The organism is Enterococcus casseliflavus (assembly GCF_029215545.1).
Taxonomy (GTDB): Bacteria; Bacillota; Bacilli; order Lactobacillales; family Enterococcaceae; genus Enterococcus_D; species Enterococcus_D casseliflavus.
In genome coordinates, this window is sequence record NZ_CP119393.1 from 2,643,894 (window position 1) to 2,669,143 (window position 25,250).

21 protein-coding genes and 1 other annotated feature are annotated in these 25,250 nt (G+C 44.7%); of the genes, 6 read left to right on the forward strand and 15 right to left on the reverse strand.

Going from position 1 to position 25,250, the window contains the following annotated elements:
• Positions 1–193: 193 nt before the first annotated feature.
• The 4 genes from P0G38_RS12670 to P0G38_RS12685 all read right to left on the reverse strand — a co-directional run bounded on the left by P0G38_RS12670 (position 194) and on the right by P0G38_RS12685 (position 3,462).
• Positions 194–910 carry an NADPH-dependent F420 reductase gene (locus tag P0G38_RS12670; protein WP_275851634.1) on the reverse strand — a complete coding sequence of 239 codons (717 nt, stop codon included), beginning with the start codon at positions 908–910 and terminating at the stop codon, positions 194–196.
• Positions 903–1,964: an LLM class flavin-dependent oxidoreductase gene (locus P0G38_RS12675; RefSeq protein ID WP_275851638.1), complete on the reverse strand. Its 1,062-nt coding sequence runs from the start codon at positions 1,962–1,964 to the stop codon at positions 903–905. Before P0G38_RS12675 ends, P0G38_RS12670 begins: the two co-directional genes overlap by 8 nt.
• Before the next feature lie 152 nt (positions 1,965–2,116).
• Positions 2,117–2,479: a TIGR02328 family protein gene (locus P0G38_RS12680; RefSeq protein ID WP_016610641.1), complete on the reverse strand. Its 363-nt coding sequence runs from the start codon at positions 2,477–2,479 to the stop codon at positions 2,117–2,119.
• Between the two features lie 14 nt (positions 2,480–2,493).
• Positions 2,494–3,462: an NADP-dependent oxidoreductase gene (locus P0G38_RS12685; protein ID WP_275851644.1), complete on the reverse strand. Its 969-nt coding sequence runs from the start codon at positions 3,460–3,462 to the stop codon at positions 2,494–2,496.
• 267 nt (positions 3,463–3,729) lie between these two features.
• Here P0G38_RS12685 and P0G38_RS12690 point away from each other — a divergent pair, with 267 nt between their 5' ends.
• Positions 3,730–4,809 (forward strand): ABC transporter substrate-binding protein, encoded by a 1,080-nt coding sequence (locus P0G38_RS12690; protein ID WP_061054440.1) that lies wholly within the window; start codon positions 3,730–3,732, stop codon positions 4,807–4,809.
• Complete coding sequence (locus P0G38_RS12695) at positions 4,810–6,414, forward strand: amidohydrolase (RefSeq protein WP_275851651.1); 1,605 nt, start codon at positions 4,810–4,812, stop codon at positions 6,412–6,414.
• Positions 6,415–6,531: 117 nt separating this feature from the next.
• Here P0G38_RS12695 and P0G38_RS12700 read toward each other — a convergent pair whose 3' ends face one another.
• The 3 genes from P0G38_RS12700 to P0G38_RS12710 are packed head-to-tail and all read right to left on the reverse strand — an operon-like array spanning position 6,532 to position 10,709.
• Positions 6,532–7,962 (reverse strand): glycoside hydrolase family 1 protein, encoded by a 1,431-nt coding sequence (locus P0G38_RS12700; protein WP_275851654.1) that lies wholly within the window; start codon positions 7,960–7,962, stop codon positions 6,532–6,534.
• Between the two features lie 28 nt (positions 7,963–7,990).
• Positions 7,991–9,862, reverse strand: coding sequence for a beta-glucoside-specific PTS transporter subunit IIABC (locus P0G38_RS12705; RefSeq protein WP_201705853.1), 1,872 nt, complete (start codon positions 9,860–9,862; stop codon positions 7,991–7,993).
• Positions 9,852–10,709: a PRD domain-containing protein gene (locus tag P0G38_RS12710; protein WP_074534926.1), complete on the reverse strand. Its 858-nt coding sequence runs from the start codon at positions 10,707–10,709 to the stop codon at positions 9,852–9,854. Before P0G38_RS12710 ends, P0G38_RS12705 begins: the two co-directional genes overlap by 11 nt.
• Positions 10,710–11,429: 720 nt before the next feature.
• Here P0G38_RS12710 and P0G38_RS12715 point away from each other — a divergent pair.
• Together P0G38_RS12715 and P0G38_RS12720 are read left to right on the forward strand one after the other, a co-directional pair.
• A complete protein-coding gene (locus P0G38_RS12715; RefSeq protein WP_005234527.1) occupies positions 11,430–11,576 on the forward strand; it encodes a hypothetical protein in 147 nt (48 codons plus the stop codon).
• Between the two features lie 218 nt (positions 11,577–11,794).
• Positions 11,795–12,379 (forward strand): SOS response-associated peptidase, encoded by a 585-nt coding sequence (locus tag P0G38_RS12720; RefSeq protein WP_005225388.1) that lies wholly within the window; start codon positions 11,795–11,797, stop codon positions 12,377–12,379.
• A gap of 81 nt (positions 12,380–12,460) precedes the next feature.
• On the opposite strand, the gene P0G38_RS12725 is transcribed toward P0G38_RS12720, so the two are convergent.
• Positions 12,461–13,066 carry a short chain dehydrogenase gene (locus P0G38_RS12725; protein ID WP_010747693.1) on the reverse strand — a complete coding sequence of 202 codons (606 nt, stop codon included), beginning with the start codon at positions 13,064–13,066 and terminating at the stop codon, positions 12,461–12,463.
• 201 nt (positions 13,067–13,267) lie between these two features.
• Positions 13,268–13,499, forward strand: a binding site (T-box leader).
• Positions 13,500–13,548: 49 nt separating this feature from the next.
• Here P0G38_RS12725 and P0G38_RS12730 point away from each other — a divergent pair.
• Positions 13,549–14,388, forward strand: a complete 840-nt coding sequence (locus tag P0G38_RS12730) for a MetQ/NlpA family ABC transporter substrate-binding protein (protein ID WP_074534925.1) — start codon at positions 13,549–13,551, stop codon at positions 14,386–14,388.
• A 138-nt stretch (positions 14,389–14,526) separates the two neighbouring features.
• Entirely contained in the window at positions 14,527–15,438 is a 912-nt protein-coding gene (locus tag P0G38_RS12735; RefSeq protein ID WP_074534924.1) for a LysR family transcriptional regulator, read from the forward strand.
• Between the two features lie 137 nt (positions 15,439–15,575).
• Here the strand turns inward: P0G38_RS12735 and P0G38_RS12740 are convergent, their stop codons facing one another.
• From P0G38_RS12740 to P0G38_RS12770, 7 genes are all read right to left on the reverse strand, one after another.
• Complete coding sequence (locus P0G38_RS12740; protein ID WP_074534923.1) at positions 15,576–17,324, reverse strand: ABC transporter ATP-binding protein; 1,749 nt, start codon at positions 17,322–17,324, stop codon at positions 15,576–15,578.
• Positions 17,308–19,062, reverse strand: a complete 1,755-nt coding sequence (locus P0G38_RS12745; protein ID WP_074534922.1) for an ABC transporter ATP-binding protein — start codon at positions 19,060–19,062, stop codon at positions 17,308–17,310. Before P0G38_RS12745 ends, P0G38_RS12740 begins: the two co-directional genes overlap by 17 nt.
• A gap of 462 nt (positions 19,063–19,524) precedes the next feature.
• The gene (locus P0G38_RS12750) at positions 19,525–21,168 is read right to left on the reverse strand and encodes a peptide ABC transporter substrate-binding protein (RefSeq protein WP_275851672.1); all 1,644 of its coding nucleotides are present in this window, start codon (positions 21,166–21,168) and stop codon (positions 19,525–19,527) included.
• Positions 21,169–21,196: 28 nt separating this feature from the next.
• A complete protein-coding gene (locus P0G38_RS12755) occupies positions 21,197–21,907 on the reverse strand; it encodes a gamma-glutamyl-gamma-aminobutyrate hydrolase family protein (protein WP_275851675.1) in 711 nt (236 codons plus the stop codon).
• A 293-nt stretch (positions 21,908–22,200) separates the two neighbouring features.
• Entirely contained in the window at positions 22,201–22,683 is a 483-nt protein-coding gene (gene ssb / locus P0G38_RS12760) for a single-stranded DNA-binding protein (RefSeq protein WP_016610622.1), read from the reverse strand.
• 227 nt (positions 22,684–22,910) lie between these two features.
• A complete protein-coding gene (allD, locus tag P0G38_RS12765) occupies positions 22,911–23,972 on the reverse strand; it encodes an ureidoglycolate dehydrogenase (protein WP_015509198.1) in 1,062 nt (353 codons plus the stop codon).
• 48 nt (positions 23,973–24,020) lie between these two features.
• Entirely contained in the window at positions 24,021–25,238 is a 1,218-nt protein-coding gene (locus tag P0G38_RS12770; protein ID WP_015509197.1) for a dicarboxylate/amino acid:cation symporter, read from the reverse strand.
• Positions 25,239–25,250: the final 12 nt, after the last annotated feature.

The window sequence follows — 25,250 nt, forward strand, 5'->3', positions numbered from 1 at the left end:
GCTGATATGTACACTATGGATCGTCTGGCAGAGACGTAAACGTAACAACCACTGCTTACGAATCACAATCGTAACAATTACATTGTATTTTTTAGCGACCACGTGCTGATTTGACTGGATGGGAAAAACCCTCTTCTTTTTTTGAGAAGAGGGTTGTTTTTATCGTATCCAGGCGTACTTTGAGGCGGCTCTTTTACTGGGGAGCCTGCTGCTTGTTACTCACAGCAGAAGGACGCGCCAGAAACGCTTGCCCTTTCTCACTGCTCCAAAACGCCTTCATCAATGCCGTCAATCCCTCTTTGGTTTGATTGGCACCAAAGAAAGGACTGCCGGGTTCTAACATGATGCCATTAGCTAAAGCACCGATAGGAAAGGGATCAAAGCCGAAGGCAGCAATGATTTCTGCTGTCTGATCGAGGGCGGTTTGGTCATCACCAGCAATGGCGATGGCTTTTTTGGCAGTGCCTTGAGCAGCTGTTCTCGTCAGCAAGGATTCCTCTTGGATATCGTGGTACCCCATATGATTGAATCCTTTGACTACTTTACTTTGGGAAAAATAGCGTTGCACACGTTCCGAAGAAGTCTGCTCGATGGATGAGTATTCTGTTTCTTTGCCATCGACTTCCCACCAATAGTTCATGGCATCGATCACTAGCTTGCCAGCCAAAGCTTCTGCTGGCAGCTGTTGGTACTTACTCAATGGGATTGCCAAAATGATCGTTTGGGCTTCTGTCATCACTTCAGCGGCATTTTTTGCGATCGCTCCCGGAGCCAACACAGAAACGGACAAGGCGATTTTTTCTGCTGGCTTCGTACTAGCGATCAAGACCCGATAGCCCGCCTGGGCACCAAGATTTGCGAGCGCTAAGCCTAACTTGCCTGCGCCTAAAATACCGATGGTTTTAGGCATTGCTATCACCTGCTGCCAACAATTCTTTCACCCGTGGAATCACTTTGGTTCCATACAATTCAATCGTTTTGAAACGGTCTTTTTGCAGCTGTCCGCCAGTACCGTAAACCAGATCAAAGCGTTCTACACCGACTTGCGGCATCATACGGGCGATTTTTTGCGCCACGGTTTCTGGACTGCCTACATAGTAAGATCCATGTTCGACTTCAAAGTCAAAGCGCTCTTTGCTCATGGCTGGCCAGCCGCGATCAAGACCGATTTTGTCCATGCTCTTTTTGATGTAGTTCCAGCCGATTTCATAGGCTTCTTCGTCGGTGTCGGCGATCACACCATGGGAGTGCATGCCGATTGGCAAAATCGGTTGCCCCAATTGCTGCGCTGCCTTTTTATACAGATCAACATACGGCGCAAAACGAGCAGGTTCGCCACCGATGATCGCTAACATAACGGGAAACCCATAACGGACGGCACGAATGATCGATTCAGGGGTTCCACCGACACCTACATAGGTATCTAATTGGTGTCCCTCGATTTTTGGAAAAACGTCGGCATGTTTTAAGGATTGCGTGAACTTGCCTTCCCAAGTTAATGGTTTGCCTTTTCTCAGTTCACTAAACATCGCTGTTTTTTCTTCAAATAGTTCTTCATAATCTTGCAAGTCATAGCCGAATAGAGGGAATGATTCAGTAAAAGATCCTCGTCCCAGCATGATTTGTGCACGACCGTTCGACAACGCGTCAACGGTCGCAAACCGTTCGTAGACCCGCACGGGATCATCCGAACTCAAGACAGTTACACCGGTACCTAATTTGATGGTTTTGGTAACCATCGCTAAAGCCGCTAGTACCGTATCAGGACTTGAGATCGAATATTCTTCCCGATGGTGCTCCCCTAAGGCAATGACATCGATGCCGACTTCATCGGCTAATTTTCCTTCTGCCACGATATTGCGCAACGATTCGCTATAACTGATCCGTTCTTTCGTTGTATCATCAAAGGCTAGATCGCCAAACGTATCTAACCCAAATTCAAGATTTCTGTGATTGATGGTCATTTTCTTTTCCTCATTTCTCATTACTGATTCTCTGTTCTCACTATAACAAGGAACAAAAAAAGTTGCGAACAATATGCTTACTTTTTGTAAGTTATCGATTTTAAAGCAAAAAAACACTTTCCCGAACAAAAATTCAGGAAAGTGTTTGGTCTTTAAAGATAGATCCCTTTACTATGGAGATTCACTAAGCATTCTTCCAAGTATGCTTCATCATGTTCTGGATAGATCGGCGTAGTCAAAGGAACAGCTTGAACGGAGGGTTCCAGCGGCAGATTTTTGCCACGATACGCTGGATCGTACCATTCAGGTGCTGGCCGATAGCCTCGACGGGTCATTTCATCCAGCACTAACTGATGGTATTGAAACAATTTATAGGGCGGATGGGTAAAAACGTAATCGACGGTTGCGTGCTTCTTGCCCCAGCCTAGCCCCCGTAAGGCTGCTGCTTCACGATGCTGGCCTAACAGCTGCTGCCGAGGCAAAGCAGGTATCAGCGCTTCATGCCATAAGCGCATCGGTTCAGCCTCCTTTATTCTGCGTCTTGGCTGATGAAATTGTCTTGGTTTTCAATAACGATCTTGCCGACTGCATGGTGTGTTTCACTCAATGCGTGGGCATCGTAAATTCCTTGTGCCGTCAATGGGAAGGTTGCACCGATGATACTGTTGACTTTTTCTGCTTCGATCAGCTCTGTCAATTCTGCCAATTGTTTGCCGTTGGTTCGTAACCAAATTGCTTTGGCGAAGATGTCTTTTTCTTTTGCCAAGTCTTCGTCTTCAATACTCAAAATCGAGATCAGACGGCCCTTATGTTTTAAGACAGTGAAACTTTTCTTCTGGGTGTCGCCCCCCATCGTATCAAAGACCAAATCGATGTCTTGCAAGACTTCTTCAAAATCTGTCGTATGGTAATCGATGATCTCATCGGCACCAAGTTTTTGCAATAACTCATGGTTACGAGGACTAGCCGTCGTGATGACGTAAGCGCCAGCTGCTTTTGCTAGTTGGATCGCATAGGTACCAACTCCGCCTGCTCCGGCATGGATCAAGACTTTTTCCCCTTCTTTTAAACGACCGTGTTCAAACAACGCTTGGTAAGCAGTCAAACCAGCTAATGGCACTGCAGCTGCTTCTGCGTAGTTTTGGTTTTCTGGTTTGATCGCTGCTAACTCAGCATCCACGATGGCGTAATCAGCATACGTCCCAAAACGAGTCGTTTCAGGGCGGGCATAGATCGCATCACCAACTTTGAATTCTGTCACGTCAGCACCTATTTCTACGATATCCCCTGCGACATCCCAACCTAAAATAATTGGGAAGTCCCACGGAAACATTTGTTTTAAATAGCCTTCTCTTAATTTCCAATCGATCGGGTTGATGGACGTTGCGGCAACTTTGACTAATAATTGATTTGCTTTTAATTCTGGTAATTGGACCGTTGCTTCTTTTAATTGGTCTTTTCCACCATAGGCTTCAATAACGACAGCACGTGTTTCCATTGATGCTTCACTCCTTACATTCATTCTTCATCAAAGAGAGGTTCCTGTTTTTCCATCCCTTGATTTCTCACTTCCCTAGCTTAGGCAAAAGGAAGAAATTTGACAAATGATATGTTTGGAAACTGCCGCAGCCACCTGGCCATTCCTCCTGCTAAGCCTTGAAAGAAACGGGTTTATTTTTTCTTCATTTTTTTATTGCCTTTTCTTTAAAAATCAATTACGCTACTCAAGAAATACGAAATTGTAAAGAAAGAAGGAATTGATGAATTGAAAAGGTTGTGGGTATTTTTTGGCGGTGTGATCGGCATCACCGCATTGCTGTTTTTCGGTGCTTCGGTGTTAACGAAAGAATCGGGGGCAGCAACGTCGTCCGACAAAAATACAGTGATTATTTACAATTGGGGCGAATATATTGACCCCGAATTGATCAAAACATTCGAAACTGAGACTGGTTACTCAGTGATTTATAATACATTTGACTCCAACGAAGCGATGGAAACAAAAATCAAACAAGGCGGCTCACGCTATGATTTGGTTTTCCCTAGCGAATCGATCATTCCGAAAATGATCGAAGAAGGACTGTTAGTGCCTTTAGACCATCAGAAATTGACGGGAACGGAAGATCTGTCGCCTTTTTTGATGGATCAAGCCTTTGATCCAAACAATACCTATTCGATCCCCTATTTTTGGGGCACGATCGGGATCATGGCAAATACTGAAGAAGTCGATGTTTCTTCGATCCATGGCTGGGGGGATTTATGGAACCCTGCATTTAAAAATGATGTATTGATGGTGGATGGTGCTCGCGAAACCTTAGGAATCGCGTTACAGACGCTCGGTCTTTCCCAAAATGAAAAAGACCCGACTAAAGTCGCCAAAGCCTTGAAGAAGCTGGAAAGTATCCGTCCCAATGTCAAAGCAGTTTTGACCGACGAGATCAAAACCTTGATGATCAACAACGATGCCCCTTTAGGAATCGGGTATTCGGGCGATGCCGCTTATGTGATGGCGGAAAATCCTGCCGTCACCTATATCGTTCCCAATGACGGCGGTGCGATTTGGACGGACAATTTTGCGATTCCGAAAACCGTTGGTAATCTTGAAGGAGCCTACGCCTTCATCAACTTTATGCTGCGACCAGAAAATGCCGCACAAAATGCCGAATACGTGGGCTATGCCACGCCGAGTGAAACGGCCAAAGCTATGCTGCCGGCTGAACTGACTGCTGACAAAGCTTTCTACCCTGAGCCAAGTGCGATGGAACAAATGGAACATTATGAATATTTAGGAAAAGAAGCGGTTGAGCTTTACAACGACCTTTTCCTTGAATGGAAGTTGGGATTATAATTGTCACTATTACTAAAATCTGAACACATCTTTGATACCAAAACGAAAACGACTTTTGCGGGCTTTCTCCTGATAGAAGACCAGAAAATCACGGCTGTGGGTCCTCTTTCAGCGCTGCCAACACTTGCTGAAGACACCCAGGTCATTGATCTCAAAGAACAAATGATCATCCCGGGCTTTATTGATGCTCATGTTCATTTTTATCTTTCCGCATTACTCCATCAAGGGGTACTGACCCATCTTACGGGAGTGACAGAAGAAGCCGTTGCCCAGCAAGTGCCCGCGCTGCCCATCACCCATGGATGGAAAATCGGCATCGGCTGGTTCAGCAGTGATTTCGGTCAGCAAGTCTACCCAACGAAAGATTCGATCGACAACTATTGTGCCGACACGCCTGTCATGCTGATTTCCGGTGATGCCCACAGTATTTGGTTGAATAGCCAAGGGATCGCTGCTTTAGGGATCACACCTGAGAACTTACCAGCAGGGATCAGCGGGGAGGCATTACTTGACGAAAACAGCGGACAATTAAGCGGCTGCTTTTTAGAAGCGATCGCCATTCATTATTTAGCAAAGGTCTTACAGTCATTTCAGGCACAAAGCCCTGCTGCCTTTCTGACCTATATGAAGCAGCTCAATCAATACGGCATTACGACGATCGGTGATGTTGCCTTGACAGGAGAAAGCTGGGACGATTTGGTTTACCCCACTCTTTATCGGCAAACAGAAGCAGAAGCGACCTTGCGCGCTGTCTTTTATCCAGCCATGCGAGAAGACATCACGCAACTGAAAGAAACTTACCATACTTATCGCTCCGAAAAAGTACAAATGGGCGGCGTCAAACAATTTTTTGATGGCGTGACGAGTACGCACACGGCTTTTTTAAAAAAGGAATATGAAACACCGTATTTTGCTGGTGATGTCGGGATGCCGTTGATCGATGTTCAACGGATGCGCCGCTTTATTTTACAAGCCAACCAGCAAGACTGGCCGATGCGCATCCATACCATCGGTGATGAAGCGATTCGACAAGCACTCCTCTTTTATCAAGAAAGTGCTGCTGCTTACCCGCTTTCTAAAGGCAAAGCCAATACCTTGGAACACTTGGAAGTGATGGATGCCGCTGATCTGCCACTAGTTCGCCAAGAACAACTGGTACTCTCCGTACAGCCTAGCCATTTATTAGTCGGTTATGAGACCCTCGATGAAGAAGTAGGACCTCAGCGTGCCAGTCAAATGTTTCCTTTTCAGTCCTTTCTAGAGCAAGGCGCAACCTTGGCTTTTGGGACTGATACGCCAGTCGTGATCGACGTGACCCCTTTAGACTCGCTGTATTATGCGGTTGCTCGGCAGGAAAAAAACGGCCAGCCTGCAGGCGGATTGATGCCACAAGAAAAAATCTCCATCGCCGATGCCCTCTATGCCCACACCGCAGGCGCCGCCAAAGCCTTGAGTCGGCAAGATATCGGGCGATTAGAAGTTGGCTGTTTAGCCGATCTTTGTATTTTGTCCCAAAACATCTTGCCTTTGACTGCCGAAGAATTGCTTCAAACGACTGTTGAAGCGACCGTATTTGATGGGCAATTTGTTTATCGGGGCAACTAACATGAACCACCGATAGGAACCACGCGTGAGCTACGCGTGGTTTTTATTTTGTACGCGCTGAAATTGATGCGCAAAAAAACTCCAGCACTTGTTCACCGCAAGTACTGGAGTATTTAATCATAAGCCGTTTCGTTCAATCACTTTTTGATACCAATAGAAACTGTCTTTTTTCTTTCTATCTAAAGTCCCTGTCCCGTCGTCATATTTATCCACAAAAATGATGCCATACCTTTTTTTCATTTCTCCTGTAGAAGCACTGACAATATCAACGGCACTCCAAATCGTGTAACCAATCAACTCGACACCATCATCGATGGCTTTCTCCATTTCAGAAATATGCTTTTCTAAATAATCGATACGATAATCATCATGAATCTGTCCATCTTCAGCAACAGTTTCTGAAACCCCGATCCCATTTTCCACGATCATCAATGGCAGTTGGTAGCGATCATAAATATCATTCAACGCAATTCTCAATCCTACTGGATCAATCATCGCATTCCATTCCGTCTGCTCTAGATAAGGATTATTTACGCCAGAGCCGCCAATCATGCTGTGTCCATTTTTGGTAACTTTCTCATCTGCAGAGACACAAAGTGTTAGATAGTAACTAAACGTGTAGTAATCCACTGTTCCCTTAGCTAGGATCGCTTGATCTTCTGGTGCAAACTCGATTGTAAAGCCATGATCAGCAAAATATTTCTTTGCATAATAAGGATATTTCCCTGTGACCTGCACATCGCCACAAAACTTCGAGTGCATATTTTCTTCTTGTTTGGCTAGTAATACATCATTTGGATGGCTGGTATAAGGATAGCGTGGCATATAAGAAATCATACAGCCGATTTTCAGATCTGGATAGTGTTCATGTCCGTAAGCGACAACCTTTGCACTGGCAACAAATTGATGATGCAGGGCTTGGTATCGTTGCTGTAGATTATCCGGCTGATTGATAAATTCAGATTCACCAACTTGCAGTCCCAGTGATAAAAAGTTTCCGATACTTAAAGTGGCCGTGTTGATTTCATTAAAAGTGATCCAATAGTTTACTTTTTCGTGATAGCGTTCAAACAATACCGCCGCATATCTCGCATAAAAGTCGATCACTTCACGACTCGCCCAACCATTGTATTCTTGGCTCAAATATGCGGGAACATCAAAATGAGCAATGGTTACAATTGGTTCGATCCCGTACTTCCGACACTCGTCAAACACACGATCATAAAAGGCCAGTCCTTCTTCATTCGGTTCAGCGTCTTTGCCCTTGGGAAAAATCCGTGTCCAGTTGATAGACATGCGGAAAGCTTTAAATCCAGCTTCTGCAAACAATGCAATATCTTCTTGATAATGATGATAAAAATCAGTTGCTTCGTGGCTTGGATACAACAACTCTTCTTCAATTTTTGCTGTGATTTTCCGAGAAGTCGTATGACTGCCACCACTGATCAAGTCAGCACAAGCGAGGCCTTTTCCGCCCTCATTATAGCCGCCTTCATATTGGTTTGCCGCCGAAGCGCCGCCCCATAAAAAATATTTTGGGAAACTCATTGCTGTCATCCTTTCTTCTTTCTAATGGTTAAAAAATAGCTAATAACTGATCGCCAGCTTGAATTTCTTGATGTTGGGCAAGTGCCACAACATCTAAGAAGTCTGCCGTATTAGTAACAGTGATCATAACGGTATCTTCATACCCAGCCTGAGCGATTTTTTCTGAATCAAAGTGCAATAACGTTTCTCCCACTGTGATTTGATCACCTTCATTGACTAGTCGTTCAAAGGCACTTCCTTGCATATTCACCGTATCGATACCGATATGGATCAGTAGTTCAATCCCCTCGGTACTGGTAAGTCCAATCGCATGATTTCCTGGAAAAACGGCAGAAACCTGTCCCGTAAATGGTGCTATCACCTGTTGATCGTGTGGCTTAACAGCAATTCCTTTACCTAATGCCAATGAAGCAAACGCCTGATCATTGGTTTCTGTCAATGGAACAGCAGTCCCATTTAAAGGTGATAATACAATTTTTTCAATCGCTGGCTGTTCTTTCTTCGTTTCAGAAAAAACATCAGTTGCTTCGGGTGTCGCATCTTGCGTTCCAGATTTTACTGCTTGTGGCTGATTATTGTTAGGAAAATCTGCATCTTTGACCATGAGCCAGGTGTAGGCAAAGGCAATCGCAAAAGTAATCAACGAGCCGATCAGCGCATGAAACACACTGCTGTATGATGGAAGCGCCACAAATGAAGCAATGACTACTGGCGTATTGATTTTCATCAAACCGAAATAAAGTCCCCCAGCAGCACCCCCAAGGATCATTCCGACAATCGGTTTTTTCAGACGTAAGGTTACTCCGTACAAAGCAGGTTCAGATACACCCATCAGGGCAGTAATTGCTGATGAAAAACTCACTTGTTTAAATTCCGTATCCTTAGCTTTGATTCCAGCCGCTAAACAAATCGCTGCTTCGGCAGCCAATCCAAGCAACATACCAGGGACGATCAAATCATCATACCCGTAGGTCGCCAGAGAAGTTAATAAAATAGGGGTCAACGTCGTGTGCATGCCCGTCATTACTAGCAATTGAGCAAAGGCACCCATAAACAAGACCGCTAACGGACCAAAATTGTTTGTTAAGTAGTTCAAAAACTGTGACACATAGTTACCGATCGTCACACCTAATGGTCCGATTAGTAATAGAGCCAGCGGTGTGATCACGATGATGGCGATCAAAGGACGTAGAATAAATTTGACACTGTTCGGTAAAATCCGATCGGCGAACCGATAAACATAAGACATAACCCAGACACTTAATAAGACTGGCAAAACGGAGGCATTGTAGCTCACATTCGGTACGAGTAACCCAAATAATGAGATTCCTCCTTCTTGGCTAAGAAGGGCCGTCAATCCAGGCATCACAAAAATCGCTCCGACGTAGCTTCCTAAGAAAGGATCAATTTTTAATCGTTTGGCCACAGAATTTCCTAAATAAACGGGAATGAAAAAGAAGGCTGCTTGCGATACTTGATACAATATGAGATACGTATCATCAGTTGCTGCTAAAATGCCTGATAACTCCAACAGTGAAAGGACCACTTGCAGCATTCCTCCAGCTGCAATGATTGCAATCATCGGTGTAAAACAGCCTGCGATAAAGTCAAGGAGTCGTGAGATGATCGATTGATCGTTGTTGCTTTGATCAGCCGTCGCTTCTGTCGTCGGTAATTGAGCGTATACACTCGATACATCCGGCCCAATAATCACTTGGTATTGACCATTTCCCTGAACGAGTCCAGTCACTCCTTTTAATTGTTTAATTGCTTCACTGTCAGCTTTTTTGTCGTCGGCCAGCGTGAAACGCAGTCTTGTTGCACAGTGGGTCACGTGCTGGATATTTTTACCACCGCCGACATTTTCATAAATTTCATTGGCTAGTTGTTTATAGTCCATTGTTTTTCTCCCTTTCTCCTTGTTCCGTCAATTTCTGGATATGGAGTGATAGATAGATTTCTTCATTTTCTGAGATATTGATATCATACGTATTTTTGATATAAACCTTGATTTTTTCCACACAGTGAAATGCTTGCGGATACATCTTTTCAATTTGTGCATAGAGCGTCGACGCCTCATAGCTGGGTAGTGTATGATTGATCACATTTTGTGCGAAATAGTGCAGATGCGTGACAAAGCGAGAATAATGGAAACTATTCTCATCAAAATTTTGTTTGTACTCATACTTTACGATCGTCAGTACGTCTTCTATAAACTTCGCGATTTGATTGGTAACCGCCATATCCTTCTTTTGTGATTGGACATTTACAAAATGCAATGCGATGGAGATCGCTTCTTCTGTTGGTACATCGATCGCTAGTTCTTGCTCCATAAGCTGGACAGCATACACCCCAATGGCATATTCATCGGGATAAAATCGCCGAATATCCCATTGCAAAGGACTATGAAAAGTCATTTGCTGCTTGATCCGATGAACAGTGAAATCAATATGATCCAGCAAAGTCAAATAAATATAGTCGCTGACTGCTAAGCGATAATTCTGTTTGGCATAGGCCACGATTTTAGCAACGATCGCTACGTATTTCGGATCGCACTTTCCTAATTGATAGCTAAAATGTTCCAGCATTGCATGAGTATCCAATACAAAAATCTTTTCAAAATCTTGTTCTTCTACATCATCTCCTACCTTCTTATTGAAGCTGATGCCTGTAGAAAATCCGATAATTTCATTGCTGCCTTTCTTTAGTAAGACAACATTATTATTTAAAAACTTCTTTATTTTCATGATTTCCTCCACCTTAAAAACACTAAAAAACCTCATACTCCACCCTTGGTGGAATATGAGGTTTGCCTTCTTACAGTAACACGCCTCTTGGTCACAGCACTTCTGTAACCGTTATCTAATTACATCGGTATCATAGCACTTCAAAAAAAACTTGTCAATCGCTTCCTTAAATTTTTTCACACGATCGTTAAGCCCCCGTTGAGCTTCTCACAAAAGCTATTTTTGTCAGACTGGTGTTTTAAGAACAACTTTTGCTTTTTTTAATCCCCAAACCAGCAACTTGCCGGCACAATAAACAACAAGCTTCGTGCTTATATAGCGCTTGAGTCATCGTTTCTTTCTACAAATCATTTTTTGAGGGGAAAATGTATCAATAACACGCAAAAAACGAAAATAGCTTCTATTCTCTACTTTTGACACATATCTTAGTTATTCCTCGATTGGTCTATTTGTTGAAATGTCAAAACAAAATAGCTTTCATTCTTTGTCCTTCTATGCTGGAAAGCAAGTAGCAAAAATTTTATACGTTTCCGTTCCTTCGTCTTTCCTTCAAACACGAATTGGTCTATTCCACTCTCCTCCCTTTCTCCTTCAATCGTTTCTTAAACCTTTGAATAAATTCTTAATAAAATAACTAACAAAAAATAAACTTTTACTATATCCCTTGAATGTAAGCGGTAAATTTGTTATTATTACCAAGGATAAGGAGGTGTTTATCTATTGTATGCGATTAAAATCTTTCATGGTTATCTAACCGCCGAAGGAAAAAGAACACGGGACAAAACAATTGCATTGACCTATACTTGCAGAGAAGATGCTGAACGTTTCGCAAATAAAATCGGCGGGAGAGTTAAAAAAATTGGCTAACCAACTAGAATAAAAAAGGCTGTCAACCTCAGTAGGTGACTGCCTTTTTTTGTTATCTGATTTCCAGCAAATCAAGCGATACTCCTGACTTTTTACATATGTTTAAGCTCCTTTTCTTGTTGAATCGAGAAGTGAAGCAAGTTAGTTGGTTTTGACGCCTTGAGTCTTTATACTGAAACAAAGGCACCAGCCAATCCAAAAAAAGGAGTGACCCGTCCATGTGCGGCCGATACTTATTTGACCCAACAACTGGCGAATTGTCAGAATATTATCAAGAAGCCGCGGCGAAAGCCCGCAAGCGCCAACAGACTGTCGCTGTCAATGATGTTTTCCCTTCCAATCATGTCGTAACCATCGGTGCAAATCAACAACAACAAGTTGTAGCTGGTGTGACAAGATGGGGCTTTACCGGCTTTAAAAAAGGGCATTTGATGATCAATGCCCGTTCTGAGACCGTTGAAGAAAAACCGACTTTTCGCAAACCTTTCCAAGAGCATCGCTGTGTCTTTCCGATGTCTGGTTTCTATGAATGGAATCATGAAAAGGAAAAGTTTCTCTTTTCGCAAGATCACGTGATTTATGCTGCTGGTTTTTATCGCATCCTTCAAAAAGAGGATCAAATCGAAACCGAATCAATCATTCTAACGACTGCCGCGAACGATTCTGTTGAACCAGTCCATGATCGAATGCCTCTGTTCTTAGAAAAAGAAGCGATTGCTTCTTGGATCAATGACTTGGCTTTTGCTCGCCAACAACTCAAAGCAGAAATGCCCAAGCTGAAAACCCAATTGCTCTCTTCTTAACTGCTTGCTACTTCTTTTTCAGCAGAACAAAAACCGCCAAGTCAGCTTTGATTTGGCGGTTTTTCCTACTTCTGCTTTTTCTTAATACACAGTGAAGGTTTTGCCAGTCATGATCCCAAAGACTGCTTTTTGATACGCTGCAAAAACGGGTGCGTCACCAACGGGAATAAAGCCTTTGAAAGAATCGGCGAAGGTTTCCCAAGAGCCCACAAGTGCATTGGGACTGACTGCATTGATTCGTACCCCATGACCGATCTCAAAAGCTGCCGATGCCACGAAGGCTTCTAAACCGCCGTTGACCAGTGCTGAAGGCGTGCCCATTGGGATAAATTCGTCTTTGATAATTCCAGAAGTCAGTGTGATACTGCCGCCTTCATTGAGAAAATGCTGGCCAATCAACGCAAGGTTGACTTGTCCTTGCAACTTCGAAGCCACCGACTGTTGAATATCTGCTGGCGTCAATTCCTCAAAGGGTTTAAACACTGTGCTTCCCGCAGCGGAAACAATGGCATCCACTTTCCCAGTAGCTGCAAATAGCTGGCTGACACTGTCTGCATCCGCAATTTCGACTTGATGATCGCCGCTGCTACGGCTAGCCGTGATCAGCTCCACCTCTGGTAGCTGCTGAAAGCCTTCAACTAAAAGCTGCCCAAGTGTGCCGGTATGTCCAATCAAAAGTAATTTCATTTCCTCGCCTCTTTTTTTGTTTTGTGCTTCGATTCTAACCCAACCAAGCGATTTCGACCATTCATCTGCTTTTCCTGCCTTATTGATCTATTCTTACCCTTCCCCATTTGTTCCCCTACTACCTGCGTAGTGATTGGAATCACCTATCACGAAAGCAATTGACAACTTTCTCATCTTGTTCTAAGATACTACTAATTTCATACACATGCAGTGAGAAGAAGAGTACGATCCCCCCTTTCTTTCAAGAGAGCTCGGAACTGGTGGAAACGAGTAAGGAAGACGATCCGAAGATGACCTTTGAGCATTCGTGGACGAACAATCCCCGACGGAGAAAGCCCGATAGCGCAATGCAGTTTATTTGATGAACTGACTGAGGTTTTTTGTTTCAACAAAAAACAAATGAAGGTGGTACCGCGAAATGATCGTCCTTCCCAAAGAATTGTCTTTGGGAAGGTTTTTTTTATAAAAAAGGAGGAAGAGGTATGAAACGATGGATTCGATTAGGTATGGGCATTGGTCTGTTGTCCTTGGTCTTATTTTCTGGCTGCGGCAACCAAGAAGAAGTGACCGGAAATGCCGAAGAGCAGCAGACAGAAATCAGAGTTGGTACGACACCAGGACCTTACAGCGAACTGTTTCTTCAGGGAATCAAACCGATTTTAGAAGAAGCAGGCTATACCGTGACTGATATTGGCTTTACTGGGGTATTGGAAGCAGACATTGCACTGAACGATGGCGAAATCGACTTAAACGTCGATCAGCATACCGCCTATTTAGAGAACTTTAATGAAAACACGGGTGCCGATTTGGTGGGTATCACACCGATCCCTACCGTTCCAGCTGGCTTGTATCCTGGCAGAAAGGACAATTTAGCAGCGATTGAAGCAAACGATACCATCGGGATTCCCAATGATCCGTCAAATAGCGCCCGGGCCCTGTTGCTGCTGCAAAAAGCTGGCTGGATCGAACTTGACCCCGAAGTGGCGCCCATTGACGCGACGTTAAGAACCATTACTGACAATCCTTATAACCTGGATATCGTCGAGATGGATTCTGCGCAAATCCCCCGCAGCTTAGCAGACTTAGACTACGCGGTGATTCCCGGCAGCATCGTTTATAGTGCTGGAATTGCTGCAGAGGAAAGCTTATTAAGTGAAGACATTTTGCAAGAGTATGAACTGGTGGCAACGGTCAAAGAAGCCAACCAAGACAGTGATTGGGCACAGGCAGTGGTGGCAGCATATCGTTCTGAAGCCTTTAAAGAACTGCTGGCAGAAGAGAATCAAACGGGCTATTGGTTTATTCCTGAAGAATTGCAATAACCGCTTCACAAGTAGCAATAAGCAGCAACTATCGTCGTATTTTTTAAAGAAGCTTCTATTACTATAGAAGGAAAAGACATGACTACTATTGATTAGCGGACCATTCCCCGTCTGAATCTTTGTAAAGGAGGTCAAAAATTGAATATTCAACAAATGCGCATCGTGCAAGCGATCGCTGACCATGGAAGTTTTCGTGAAGCAGCCAAACGGCTGTATCTTTCGCAGCCAAGTCTTTCCCAAGCCGTGAAAGAGTTGGAAACAGAATTGGAGGTCCAGCTTTTCGAGCGTACGAATCAAGGCGCCCGCTTGACTGCCGAAGGCTCGGAATTTCTAGACCATGCCCAGCCGATCTTGAGTCAAGTGGCGCAGCTGCAAACGCGTTTTTCCAGCAAGCAAGCAGCGAGTCAAACCTTCGCTATCGCAAGCCAGCACTATGATTTCACGGCTGGAATTTTCAGTGAGCTGCTGCAGGAATTTCCCGACTACCGCCAGTTTCGCTTATTAGAAACCACGACCTTAAAGGTGATCACGGACGTGCAACAATATCGAAGTGAATTTGGGATCCTTTATTTGAATGAGCAAAACCAAGCAGGATTGGAACGACTGCTGCAAGGCGCCCAATTGTCCTTCGAGGCGTTGGGACGGTTTCGCCCCCATGTCTTTTTGCGAGCAGCTCATCCCTTGACAGAAAAAAGGCAGCTTTCCTTAAGAGATCTCGCCCCTTATCCACAAGTACGCTTTTTGCAAGAAGATGAACGCTATTCGTTTTTTTCCGAAGATTTGATCGACTTTGCTCCAAGCCCTCAAGTGGTGCATGTCAGCGATCGAGGCACGATGGTCCAGCTATTACAGCAGACGGATCTTTATGGAACCGGCTCGGGGATCGTTGCCCAACCAGAACGCCAAGGCTTGGCTTTTCTTCCTTTGATCGACGCGTCCGAGGGTGAGATCATCCTCATTAAAAAGAACGCTCGCCCGTTATCAGTGATCGGCGAGCGTTTCTTAACAAAATTACGACAACACCTTGCCGCTTTTCCTACTGATATATAAGCGAAGGCCTCCTCTTCCTACTCCCCATAGATGATTGGCTGCACCTTCGCATTATATAAAAAATCCTTGAGCCACTTCCCATGCAGGAGGCTCAAGGATTTTCTTTTACGGTTAACGTTGTCGGCAATCACCGCTGATTACAGCTGCTCTGCCTGCATTTGATACATTTGCTGATAGATTCCCTGCCCTTGGACAAGACTTGCATGGGTTCCCCGTTCCACGATCTTCCCTTGGTCTAGGACCAAGATTTGATCGGCTTGTTTGATCGTTGACAAACGGTGAGCGATCATGAAGGTCGTCCGCCCTTTTTGCAAGACGGTCATCGCCTTTTGAATGATGGACTCTGTTTCAGTGTCCACATGGCTCGTCGCTTCATCCAGAATCAAGATTTTCGGATCAAAGACCAGCGCACGGGCGAAACTGATCAGCTGGCGTTCTCCACTAGAAAACTCATTGCCTTTTTCAACGACTGGATGATGGATGCCTTTTTCGTAGCGGCTCAAAAGGTAGTCAGCGCCGACTTGCTTCAAGGCATCGATAATCATCGCTTCGGTGATCGTTGGATCGTTCATCCCGATGTTGCTGGCGATCGTTCCAGTAAATAGATAGGGATCTTGCATGACGATCGCCATTGAATCTCTTAAACTATGACGATCATAATCAGCGATCACTTGTCCATCCACAACGATTTTTCCGTGCTGCGGATCATAAAAACGGAACAACAGGTTCAAAATACTCGATTTTCCAGAACCAGTATGACCAACTAAAGCAATGGTCTCTCCTGCGGCAACGTCAAAGTTGATATCGTGCAAGATCGCTTGCTCAGGGTCGTAGCCAAAGGTCACTTGTTGGAATGAAACATCGCCATTCGTGACAGTCAGCTGCTCACTTTGTTGTTTTTCAACCGGCTGATCAGCAAACTCAAAGACCCGCTGTCCAGCAGCTAATGATTGCTGCACATTGGTGATGGTTTGGACAAGCCCTTCGATGGGATCATACAGGCGGTTGATGTAATCAATAAAGGCATACAGCAAGCCTGCTGAGATCGCCAAGCGGCCATCAAGGAAAAAGGCGGCCAAGGTGGTGATCAAAATCAAGATCGTTGAATTTCGCAACAAATTGCCTAATCCCCAAGCGATACTTGAATCGAGCAAGAGGTATTTACGTCCAGTTTTGAACCATTTCTCTACTGTTTCATTAAATTCTTTCTGCAACTGATTTTCTCGTTGGAAGGCTTGGATGATCGCCATTCCTTGGACAAATTCATTCAACTGCCCACTGATTTGTGAGATGTATTCCCGCATTGCTAAATTGTAACGAGAGGCATATTTGGTATAAAAATGCTGCCAGATTCCTAAAATCGGGATCAAAATCAGCATCGCTGCTCCTAAGGTACGGTTCAAAAGAAACAATGCAATAAACGCACCAATGATTTGGATGATGTTGCTTAACAAATTACTGATCACGATCACGTAGAAATTAGACCGCAAGACTTCGGTGTCATTCGTGATTCGTGCAACGACTTTACCTGCTGGGATCTGGTCAAAGTAAGAAACCGGTAATTTGTGCATATGGTCAAAAAGCTGATCCCGCATTTTTTTGACGATACTGTTGGACATTTTTCGCAATTGCAGCAAGCTGATATAACGAAAGAGGGAACCAATCAAATTGACCAGCAAATACCCAGCGAGTAATTGGATCAAAAGCATCGTATTTAGGTTTCTGCTGTCAACCGCCGGTGTCATCACTCGGTCGATCAGCTGTTTGGCAATCAGTGGTGAAGTCAGTTCGAGCGCTGCTGCCAGCAACAGCAAGATCGCGCCCACGGTAAATTGTTTTTTATAATAGCTCAAATACGTGAGCAAGCGCTTAATCGTTGAGAACACTTGTATCGTCCTCCTTTAACTGTTGATGGTAATACTGTTCTTGGTACCAGCCTGGGGTTTCGATCAACTCCTGATGGGTACCACGCTGTGTGATCCGTCCGTCTTCTAAGACGATGATTTGATCCGCTTCGGTGATGGCGGACAATCGATGGGTCACGATAATGGAGGTCGGTGCCTGCTTCATCGTTTTCAAATTCGTGATGATGGCTTGTTCCGTTTTGGCATCAACTGCCGAAAGGGCATCATCCAGTAAGAGAACTTCACTGTTTCGTAAAAACGCCCGTGCTAAGGACAAGCGTTGTTTTTGTCCACCAGAAAGGGAAACGCCTTTCTCACCGACGACCGTTTCGAGCCCTTCTGGCATCCGCTTGATGTCTTCGCTAAAGCAAGCAGCTTCCAGTGCTTCCCACAATACTTCTTCGGAAGCGTCTGGTTGTCCGAATAACAAGTTCTCGCGAATCGTTCGTGAAAACAAGGTATGTTCTTGCGGTACTTCTGCAAAGTGGTTGCGCACTGCTGTTGTTTGATAGGCCGTCAACGGCTGCTCGTTGATCAAGGGGACTTGATCAGAGTATGGATAGCGGTGACCGAATTGTCTTAGCAGCGTCGTTTTTCCGCTGCCGGTCTTCCCAACGATCCCTAAGACTTCTCCACGAGTGATCGTCAAATCCAGTCCTTCTAACACATAACGAGCTGCTTGCGGGTATTGGAAATGATATGCTTCAAAACGGATCGTATTGATGGCTTGCAGGTCGGCTTCACCTGGCGTTTCTAATTCATCCCCCGTCTGCAGCACTTCATTGATTCGACGCCAGGATGCGGCACCTTGCTGCATCACATTCACAAGATCTCCTGCTGAGATCATCGGCCAAACGACCATTGTCAAGTACACTTGGAAAGAGACCATCGCACCGATGGTGATCGTTTGGTTGGCAACAAGAAACGCCCCGACACCAAAGCTCATCACAAAACTGATTGCTAAGATGATGGTAATCAGCGGCCCAAAACGGGAATCGATCTCAGAAACGATATTGTTTTTCGCTCGTGTTTCCAGTGTTTTCTTTTGAAACTGTTCCGTGGTGGCTCCTTCTAGTCCATAAGCTCGGACGACCCGAATGCCATCAATGATCTCCAGCACTTCACTGTTCATCTCAGAAACAGAATTCTGCGCTTCCGTAAACGCCTTATCGACTTGCGAGCCCCATTTGAAAATGTAATAGGCTAAAAGCGGCATTGGAATCAAGGCAATCAAGGTCAATAACCAAGAAACCGTCCCAGCCATCATCGCTACGATAAAGCTTAGATACAAACTAGTATTTAAGAAAACCATCAGACCATACCCAACGGTCATCCCCATCACTTGGACATCGTCACTGGAACGGGTCATTAAATCACCTGTTCGGAAACGATGGTAAAACGGCGCCCCCATTTTGAGAAAGTGGCTCATCAATTGTTCCCGTAATTGTTTTTGCAAATCGTAGGAACCAATAAATAAATTAAACGTCCAAACAAATTCCGCCAAATATCCTAACAAGATAGCTCCCGCGAAGAGGCTCACATATTGGATCAGTACGGAGTAATCAAAATTATCTTGAATCAACGCATCGATGAACAAGCGCAGAATATAGATCGGTGCGACATACATCGCACTAGCGATCACCATAAAGACGAATACAAAGGTATAGCGCACCTTATGTTCTTTAAAATACGTTGTTAATTGTTTTAATACATACTTCATGTTTTATCCCTCACATTCTAAAAAAGTACACAAAAAAGCTCTGTCCCTTCGGAAAAAGGACAGAGCATAAACGTCGTTATTATAGACATTATCTGTACACTAATGGTTACCGAATGAGGGATTCACTTTATTCAATTTGGTTGTTTTTTTATCAAATACTTTTTGCATCGTAATCCCTCCTTCTCTTTTTATTTTTGCTGACTACACCTAACACTTTACAGATAAGTTTCTGAGAATGCAACAACTTTTATTAATTTTTTTTCAAAAAGATTGACTTTTCTAAAAAGGCGTTTCTCAATTTCTCGCTTTTCAACAACTTTTTTTTGAAAACGAATTCTCGATTTATCCTAAGCGCTGCAAGGAATTTGGCAAAATAAAAAAACAGATTCTCCTCTCTTCAACAAGCGTTGTTTGGTCAGCACACTTGGTTGAAAAAAGTTCCTCTGTTTTCTTACTTCCTGTTTATTCTGAGACAGATGCTAGGCGATAGGATACTGTTCGTCCAAAAGGAAACACTTGCACCCCTTGCAAACGATCTGTTTTCAAATACGCTACCGCTCCTTGATATAAAGGCAAGACGGCTGTATCTTCGACGATCAATTGTTTCTCGAGTTCTTTCAATAAGTCCCAACGAGCAGCTGGGTCGTTTGCTAAAGTCGTCCGTGCTTCTTGTAACCCTTGGTCGTACTTTTCACTAGCATACCCAGAGGTATTCAAGCCACCTGTCGAATCATAAAATTCTAAGAAGTTGATCGGGTCCGCGTAATCTGGTGTCCAAGTCCCAAAGACGAGATCAAATTCACCTTGGGATTGCAAGTCCAAACGGTTTTGTAAAGGAATCGACTTGGCATCGATGGTTAATCCCGGCAAATTGGTTTCTAACTGCCCTTGGACAAACTCGATGGTTTTCTTGGCTGCTGCTGTATCTGCTGACAACAGTTCCAAAGTGATTTCGTCTTGTCCCAACTCTTCTTTGGCTTGTGCCCAAAGCTCTTGTGCGGCTGTTAAATCGTACGGCAGTAAATCGCCATTTTCTTCACGAAAATCTTGGTCTGTTTCAGGATCTTTGGCAAAGTTGCTTGGCACAAAGCCGTTCAATGCAGTGGACCCATCACCTAAGATATTTTCGGCAAATGCCTCTTTGTCGATGGCTTGTAAAATTGCTTGACGTACTTTGACATTGCCTGTGACTTCTCGTTTTTGGTTGGCACTTAAATACCCCACTAGCGCCTTTGGCACATAGTTGGCTTGAGCTGAGTTTTGGTATTGCTGCGCGTAAGTATCCGTTAAGGTGGTGTAGTCCAGTTCTCCTGTTTCAAAAAGGCTGACACCAGTCGCCGTTTCCTTCACTACTTGCACGTCGATCTTGGTCAATTGGACATTCTCAGCATCCCAATAATCAGGATTTTTCGTTAACGTCCATGATTCATTGGTTCCGTTCCACCCTTCGATCAAGAATGGGCCGTTGCCGACAAAATTTTCCGCTGATAACCCATAATCGGCACCTTTTTCTTCAGCAAACGCTTGGTTTTTTGGCATAAAAGGTGTCCCGACCAGAATCTGATCCAAATACGAGATCGGACTTGCCAATGTCAGCTCTAACGTCTGCTGGTCCAATGCTTTGGCACCTAACTCACTGACCTCAGCATCTCCTTGACGTACTTGACTGCCATTTTTCAACACATCCATTTGATTGCTGCTGCTAGAACCGTTCTCTGGATTGGCAACATATTGAAAGGCGTAGACAAAATCATCCGCTGTAACAGGATCGCCATTGCTCCATTTTGCATCACGAATGGTGAAGGTATAAACCAGTCCATCTTCTGATACCGTAGGCTCTTCAGCGGCCATCGCAAGCTCAGGATCCCCCTCTTGATCCAGACGGTATAACCCTTCTGCCACTTGTCCGATCATATCGGAACTGTTGACATCCGTGTATTGCCCGCTATCAAGGGTCGATAAGGCGCCCGCGGTTGACACTTGAATCTCTTGCGCAACACCGCCTTGCTCCTCTTGCTGTCCAGAATCCGTCGTGGGACTCGTGGTACTGCAGGCACTTAAAACCAATACTGTGAAAGCAGTGATACCCATCATTTTCTTTTTCATTTTTCTCCTCCTTGCGTGACCCTCTTTCTTACAACACGTCAACGACATACTTGAAAACCGCTTGTTCTTGTAAAAGCGCATCATAGGCAAAGTCCGGATGCCACTGAACCGCCAACAAGCGCTGACCCACGTGTTCAATGCCTTCAATGATGCCATCAGGACTCCAAGCTGTCTTTTGCAATGGACGAGCCAATCGATCCACCGCTTGATGATGAAAGGAATTGACCTTTGTTTTTTGACCGTATACACGAGCCAACATGCTTTTTTCAGCCGTCGCGATGGCATGGGTCGGCACTTCTTTCGGAATCGGCGCCTGCATATGAATGATTTCACTGAAGGTACTGATGTCTTGCTGCAGCGTGCCCCCAAAGGCCACGTTGACCAGCTGCATCCCCCGACAAACCGCAAAAATTGGTTTCTTTTGCAGCAGCGCTTCATCGATTAGCGCCAGTTCAAACTCATCCCGTGCCAAAAAGCCGCTTCCAGTTGCCTGATGAGCCTCCTGCCCATAAAACTTGGGTGAAACATCTTGTCCACCAGCTAACACCAGTTTATCGATCTGTGAAACATAGTCCTTGGCTATAGCTGACTCACTGATTGGCAAAAGCAATGGCAGTCCGCCCGCTTGCTGGATCGCTCGCACATACCCTAATGGTGTGTAGGCGATCGGCAAATGATGCAGCACATCACCAGCATCTTGCACTTCATTCGCAGCGATCCCTATAATTGGTTTGCCCATCGACATCCCTCCCTGATTAACGATTTTTTCAGAAAAAAGCGGCATCTAGCAGTTGAACAAGGCAAGCGCCGCTTTTTCCCTCAAGATATGTTTCAACTATTCTAAACCAATCGACACTTTTTGTGAAATACTATTTTCACTTTCGTGATCATTTATTACAATCACCATTCTATTTAACCGCCTCTTTGATTCGCAATAAAGAACACCGCTAGTCAGATATAATTGAATTTTACCAACGCTTTCTCTACGTAAAAAAACATGCGAGAAGCCGTTGCTTTCCGCATGTTTCGTCATTAAAATAATCGATTGTCTTTTAAAAACTCCAGCATCTGTGTTTTTAGGGGATCTTTTTCATTACGGATCGACTTTGTTTGCGTCGGTTCATCAAGTGTCGATGGTCGCTTTTTAGGAAAAGGCGCCGCTGGTTCTTCTGCTAACTCTAAAATTTGAAAGGTATCCACCACGACTTCTGCCGCACAAAATCTTTGCCCTTCTGCTGTTTCATACGGACAGCCTTGCAAGTGTCCGTTGATTTTGATACTTGCTCCTTTTTGAGTATACCGTAAAAAGGTCTCTGCCTGTTTCCCATGAACGACACAAGCAAACCATTCATGATGCACTTCTTCACTGTTTTGCCATTGAGATACAATGACAAGATCAAAACGTACGCCCTGATCGTCCGCCGCATCAAACGCTTCTTTACTAGGCATCGCTGCGATTTTCCCAGTAAGAACCACTTTATTCATTGCCACGCTGCATCCTCGCTTTTCTCTCATTTCTTGAGTGATCTAAACTTATGCGACCTATTCTACCATATTCCAAAAAACAAGCAATCAAAGGTTAAATGGCTTAAGAAATGCTTTGAAAAAAATGAACCAACTCAAAGAATTCGTCTGCTCCTGTCAAAAAGCTGCGATTTTTTATGGAAAAATCCTCTTTGCTCCACACAGCAAAAAAACAGTTGGTTCAATACCCCTATGAACCAACCGTCTTCTGCAAATCTTTATTTAGCAAAGGAATCTTGACTCCCATAGCGATCAAAATGGAGGGTTTCGCTTTCGAGATAATCGATGATCGCTTTGGGGATCAGGACCCCTTCTTGCTGAGCTTTTTCAAAGTGTATTTGACTGATCTCTCCAGGATAGTAGACTTGTGATTGCCCTTTTACTGGCGGGATTGCATGCAGCTCAGTCACCATCTGATCGATGCTTTGCTTGAAGGTTTCGGTGTCCGTAAAACGAGACGGATCGATCACCAAAAGGAATTGTCCTAAGCGACGTTTTTCCGTCAAGTCCGCATACATGGAGGTGACCTGTTTACCAAAAGCCAAGCCCAACATCGAGCCAGCTAAAATATCCACCATCATCATCAAGCCATACCCTTTGGCACCAGCGATTGGCAATAATCCTTGGACTGCATAGGGGTCGGTGGTAGGCAAGCCTTGCTCGTCTACGGCCCAAGTATCGGGGATCTGCTGCTTCTTCGAGCGAGCGTCCAAAATTTTGCCCCACGCTTGAACCGTTGTCGCCATATCAAAAACCACCGGCGGATGATTGGCTCGTGGTGCTGCAAACGCGATTGGATTGGTGCCAAAATAGTTTTCGGTCCCACCAAAAGGCACCGCCATCGGATCCGATTGACACATGGCGATCGCCACTAAGTCGGCTTCAGCAGCCTGTTTGACGTAATACGCCATCGTCCCGCTATGGCTGGTCTGCTCGATTCCTACTGCAGCGATCCCTGCTTCTTTCGCCAGATGAATGGCGATCGCAATCGCTTCGTTGCACACATAATGCCCCATGCCGTTATCTCCGTGAAAAATTCCGGTAGCGGCGCCTGTTTTTTCAAAAGACATGTTTGGTTCTAGCGTGATGCCGCCTTTTACTAAGCGCTCGGCATAGTAGTCCATCCGCACGGCACCATGAGAATGGATCCCGCACGCATCCGCAAAGGTCAAATGTGCCGCTGTTTCACTGGCAGCGGCTTCTGGCAAACCAGCAGCCAAGAGTTTCTTTTTCATCAATGCTTCTAATTCCAGCAGAGAACGTCTGCTCATTTCTTCCATCTTTTTTCCTCCTTAGAAAAAGAGAAGCACGCTTGGCAACGGCTTCTCTTATTGATTAAACACGCGATGATCGAGTTCATCAGCAGACTTAGCGATCAAAAGCGCTGAATAGACGTCTGAGTTCACGTTCAAGATCGTCCGCAGCATACCAACAAACCATTCAACACCAGCAAATAGCGCAATGCTTTCGATTGGTAAACCGAGCTGGGGAACAATGATTGCCAAGGAAACTAACCCCGCTCCGGGAACAACTGCATTGGCTAAAGAAACGAAAGTCGCAGTTACAGCTACCGTCACCATTTGGATCCCGTCAAAGTTGATTTGATACATTTGGGCGATCGTCATGACTGTAATCGCCATATGCATCGCTGACCCATTGCTGTTCAAAGACATCCCTAACGGCAATACCAAATTGGTGATGCGGCTACTGAGTCCTAATTTATTCTGGGATTCTTCCATAGCGATCGGCAGCGTGATGGCAGAGGAGGTTGTCGCCAATGCCATGACCGACATATTTTTCATATTTTTGATCAATCGTAACGGATTGATCCGACAATACACGGTCAACAAGACTAGCCACAGCCCAAGGAACGTGACGGTGGCTAGACCGTAGACAAGCAAATAGCTGCCTAATGGCAAAATGATCTGCAAGCCCAGGGAGCTGATCGTTGAAGCGATCAAAGCAAAAATACCGATTGGTGCCACGATCATCACGTAACGAATGATGGCAATGACGACCTCATTCAGATCCACGATCAGCCCATAAAGAGCTGACTCAGGTTTCTTTTGCATAAAGCGATTGAGGGCAACACCAAAAAATAACCCAAAAACGATGATTTGAATAATTGACCCTTTACTCAACGCATCGAAAATATTCGTGGGAATAAAGTTGATCACTGTCTCTGATATAGAAATTTCTTGTGCTTGCAGAGGTTCGCCGGCAGCTTGTGAAAAGTCGATCCCTTTGCCTGGAGCAAAGAAGAGCGCCATCAGCACGCCCCATGCAGCAGCGAATAAGGAGGAAATCCCAAAGACAGCGATCGTTTTTCCACCCAAACGAGTGAGTTCTTTCGGGGCAATCCCCCCAACTGCTTGAATGATTTGTCCAACGATCAATAATGGGATCGCCATTTGCATCAGACGCAAGAAAAGATCGCCCAAAATTTTTAGGAACGAAGCGGCTTGCCCAAAGAACAAACCGCAAAGAATCCCTAGAAGAACGGCAATAACGATCTGCGTCACCATCGGTAGTTTTTTTGCTTTCACTTTGATCCCCTC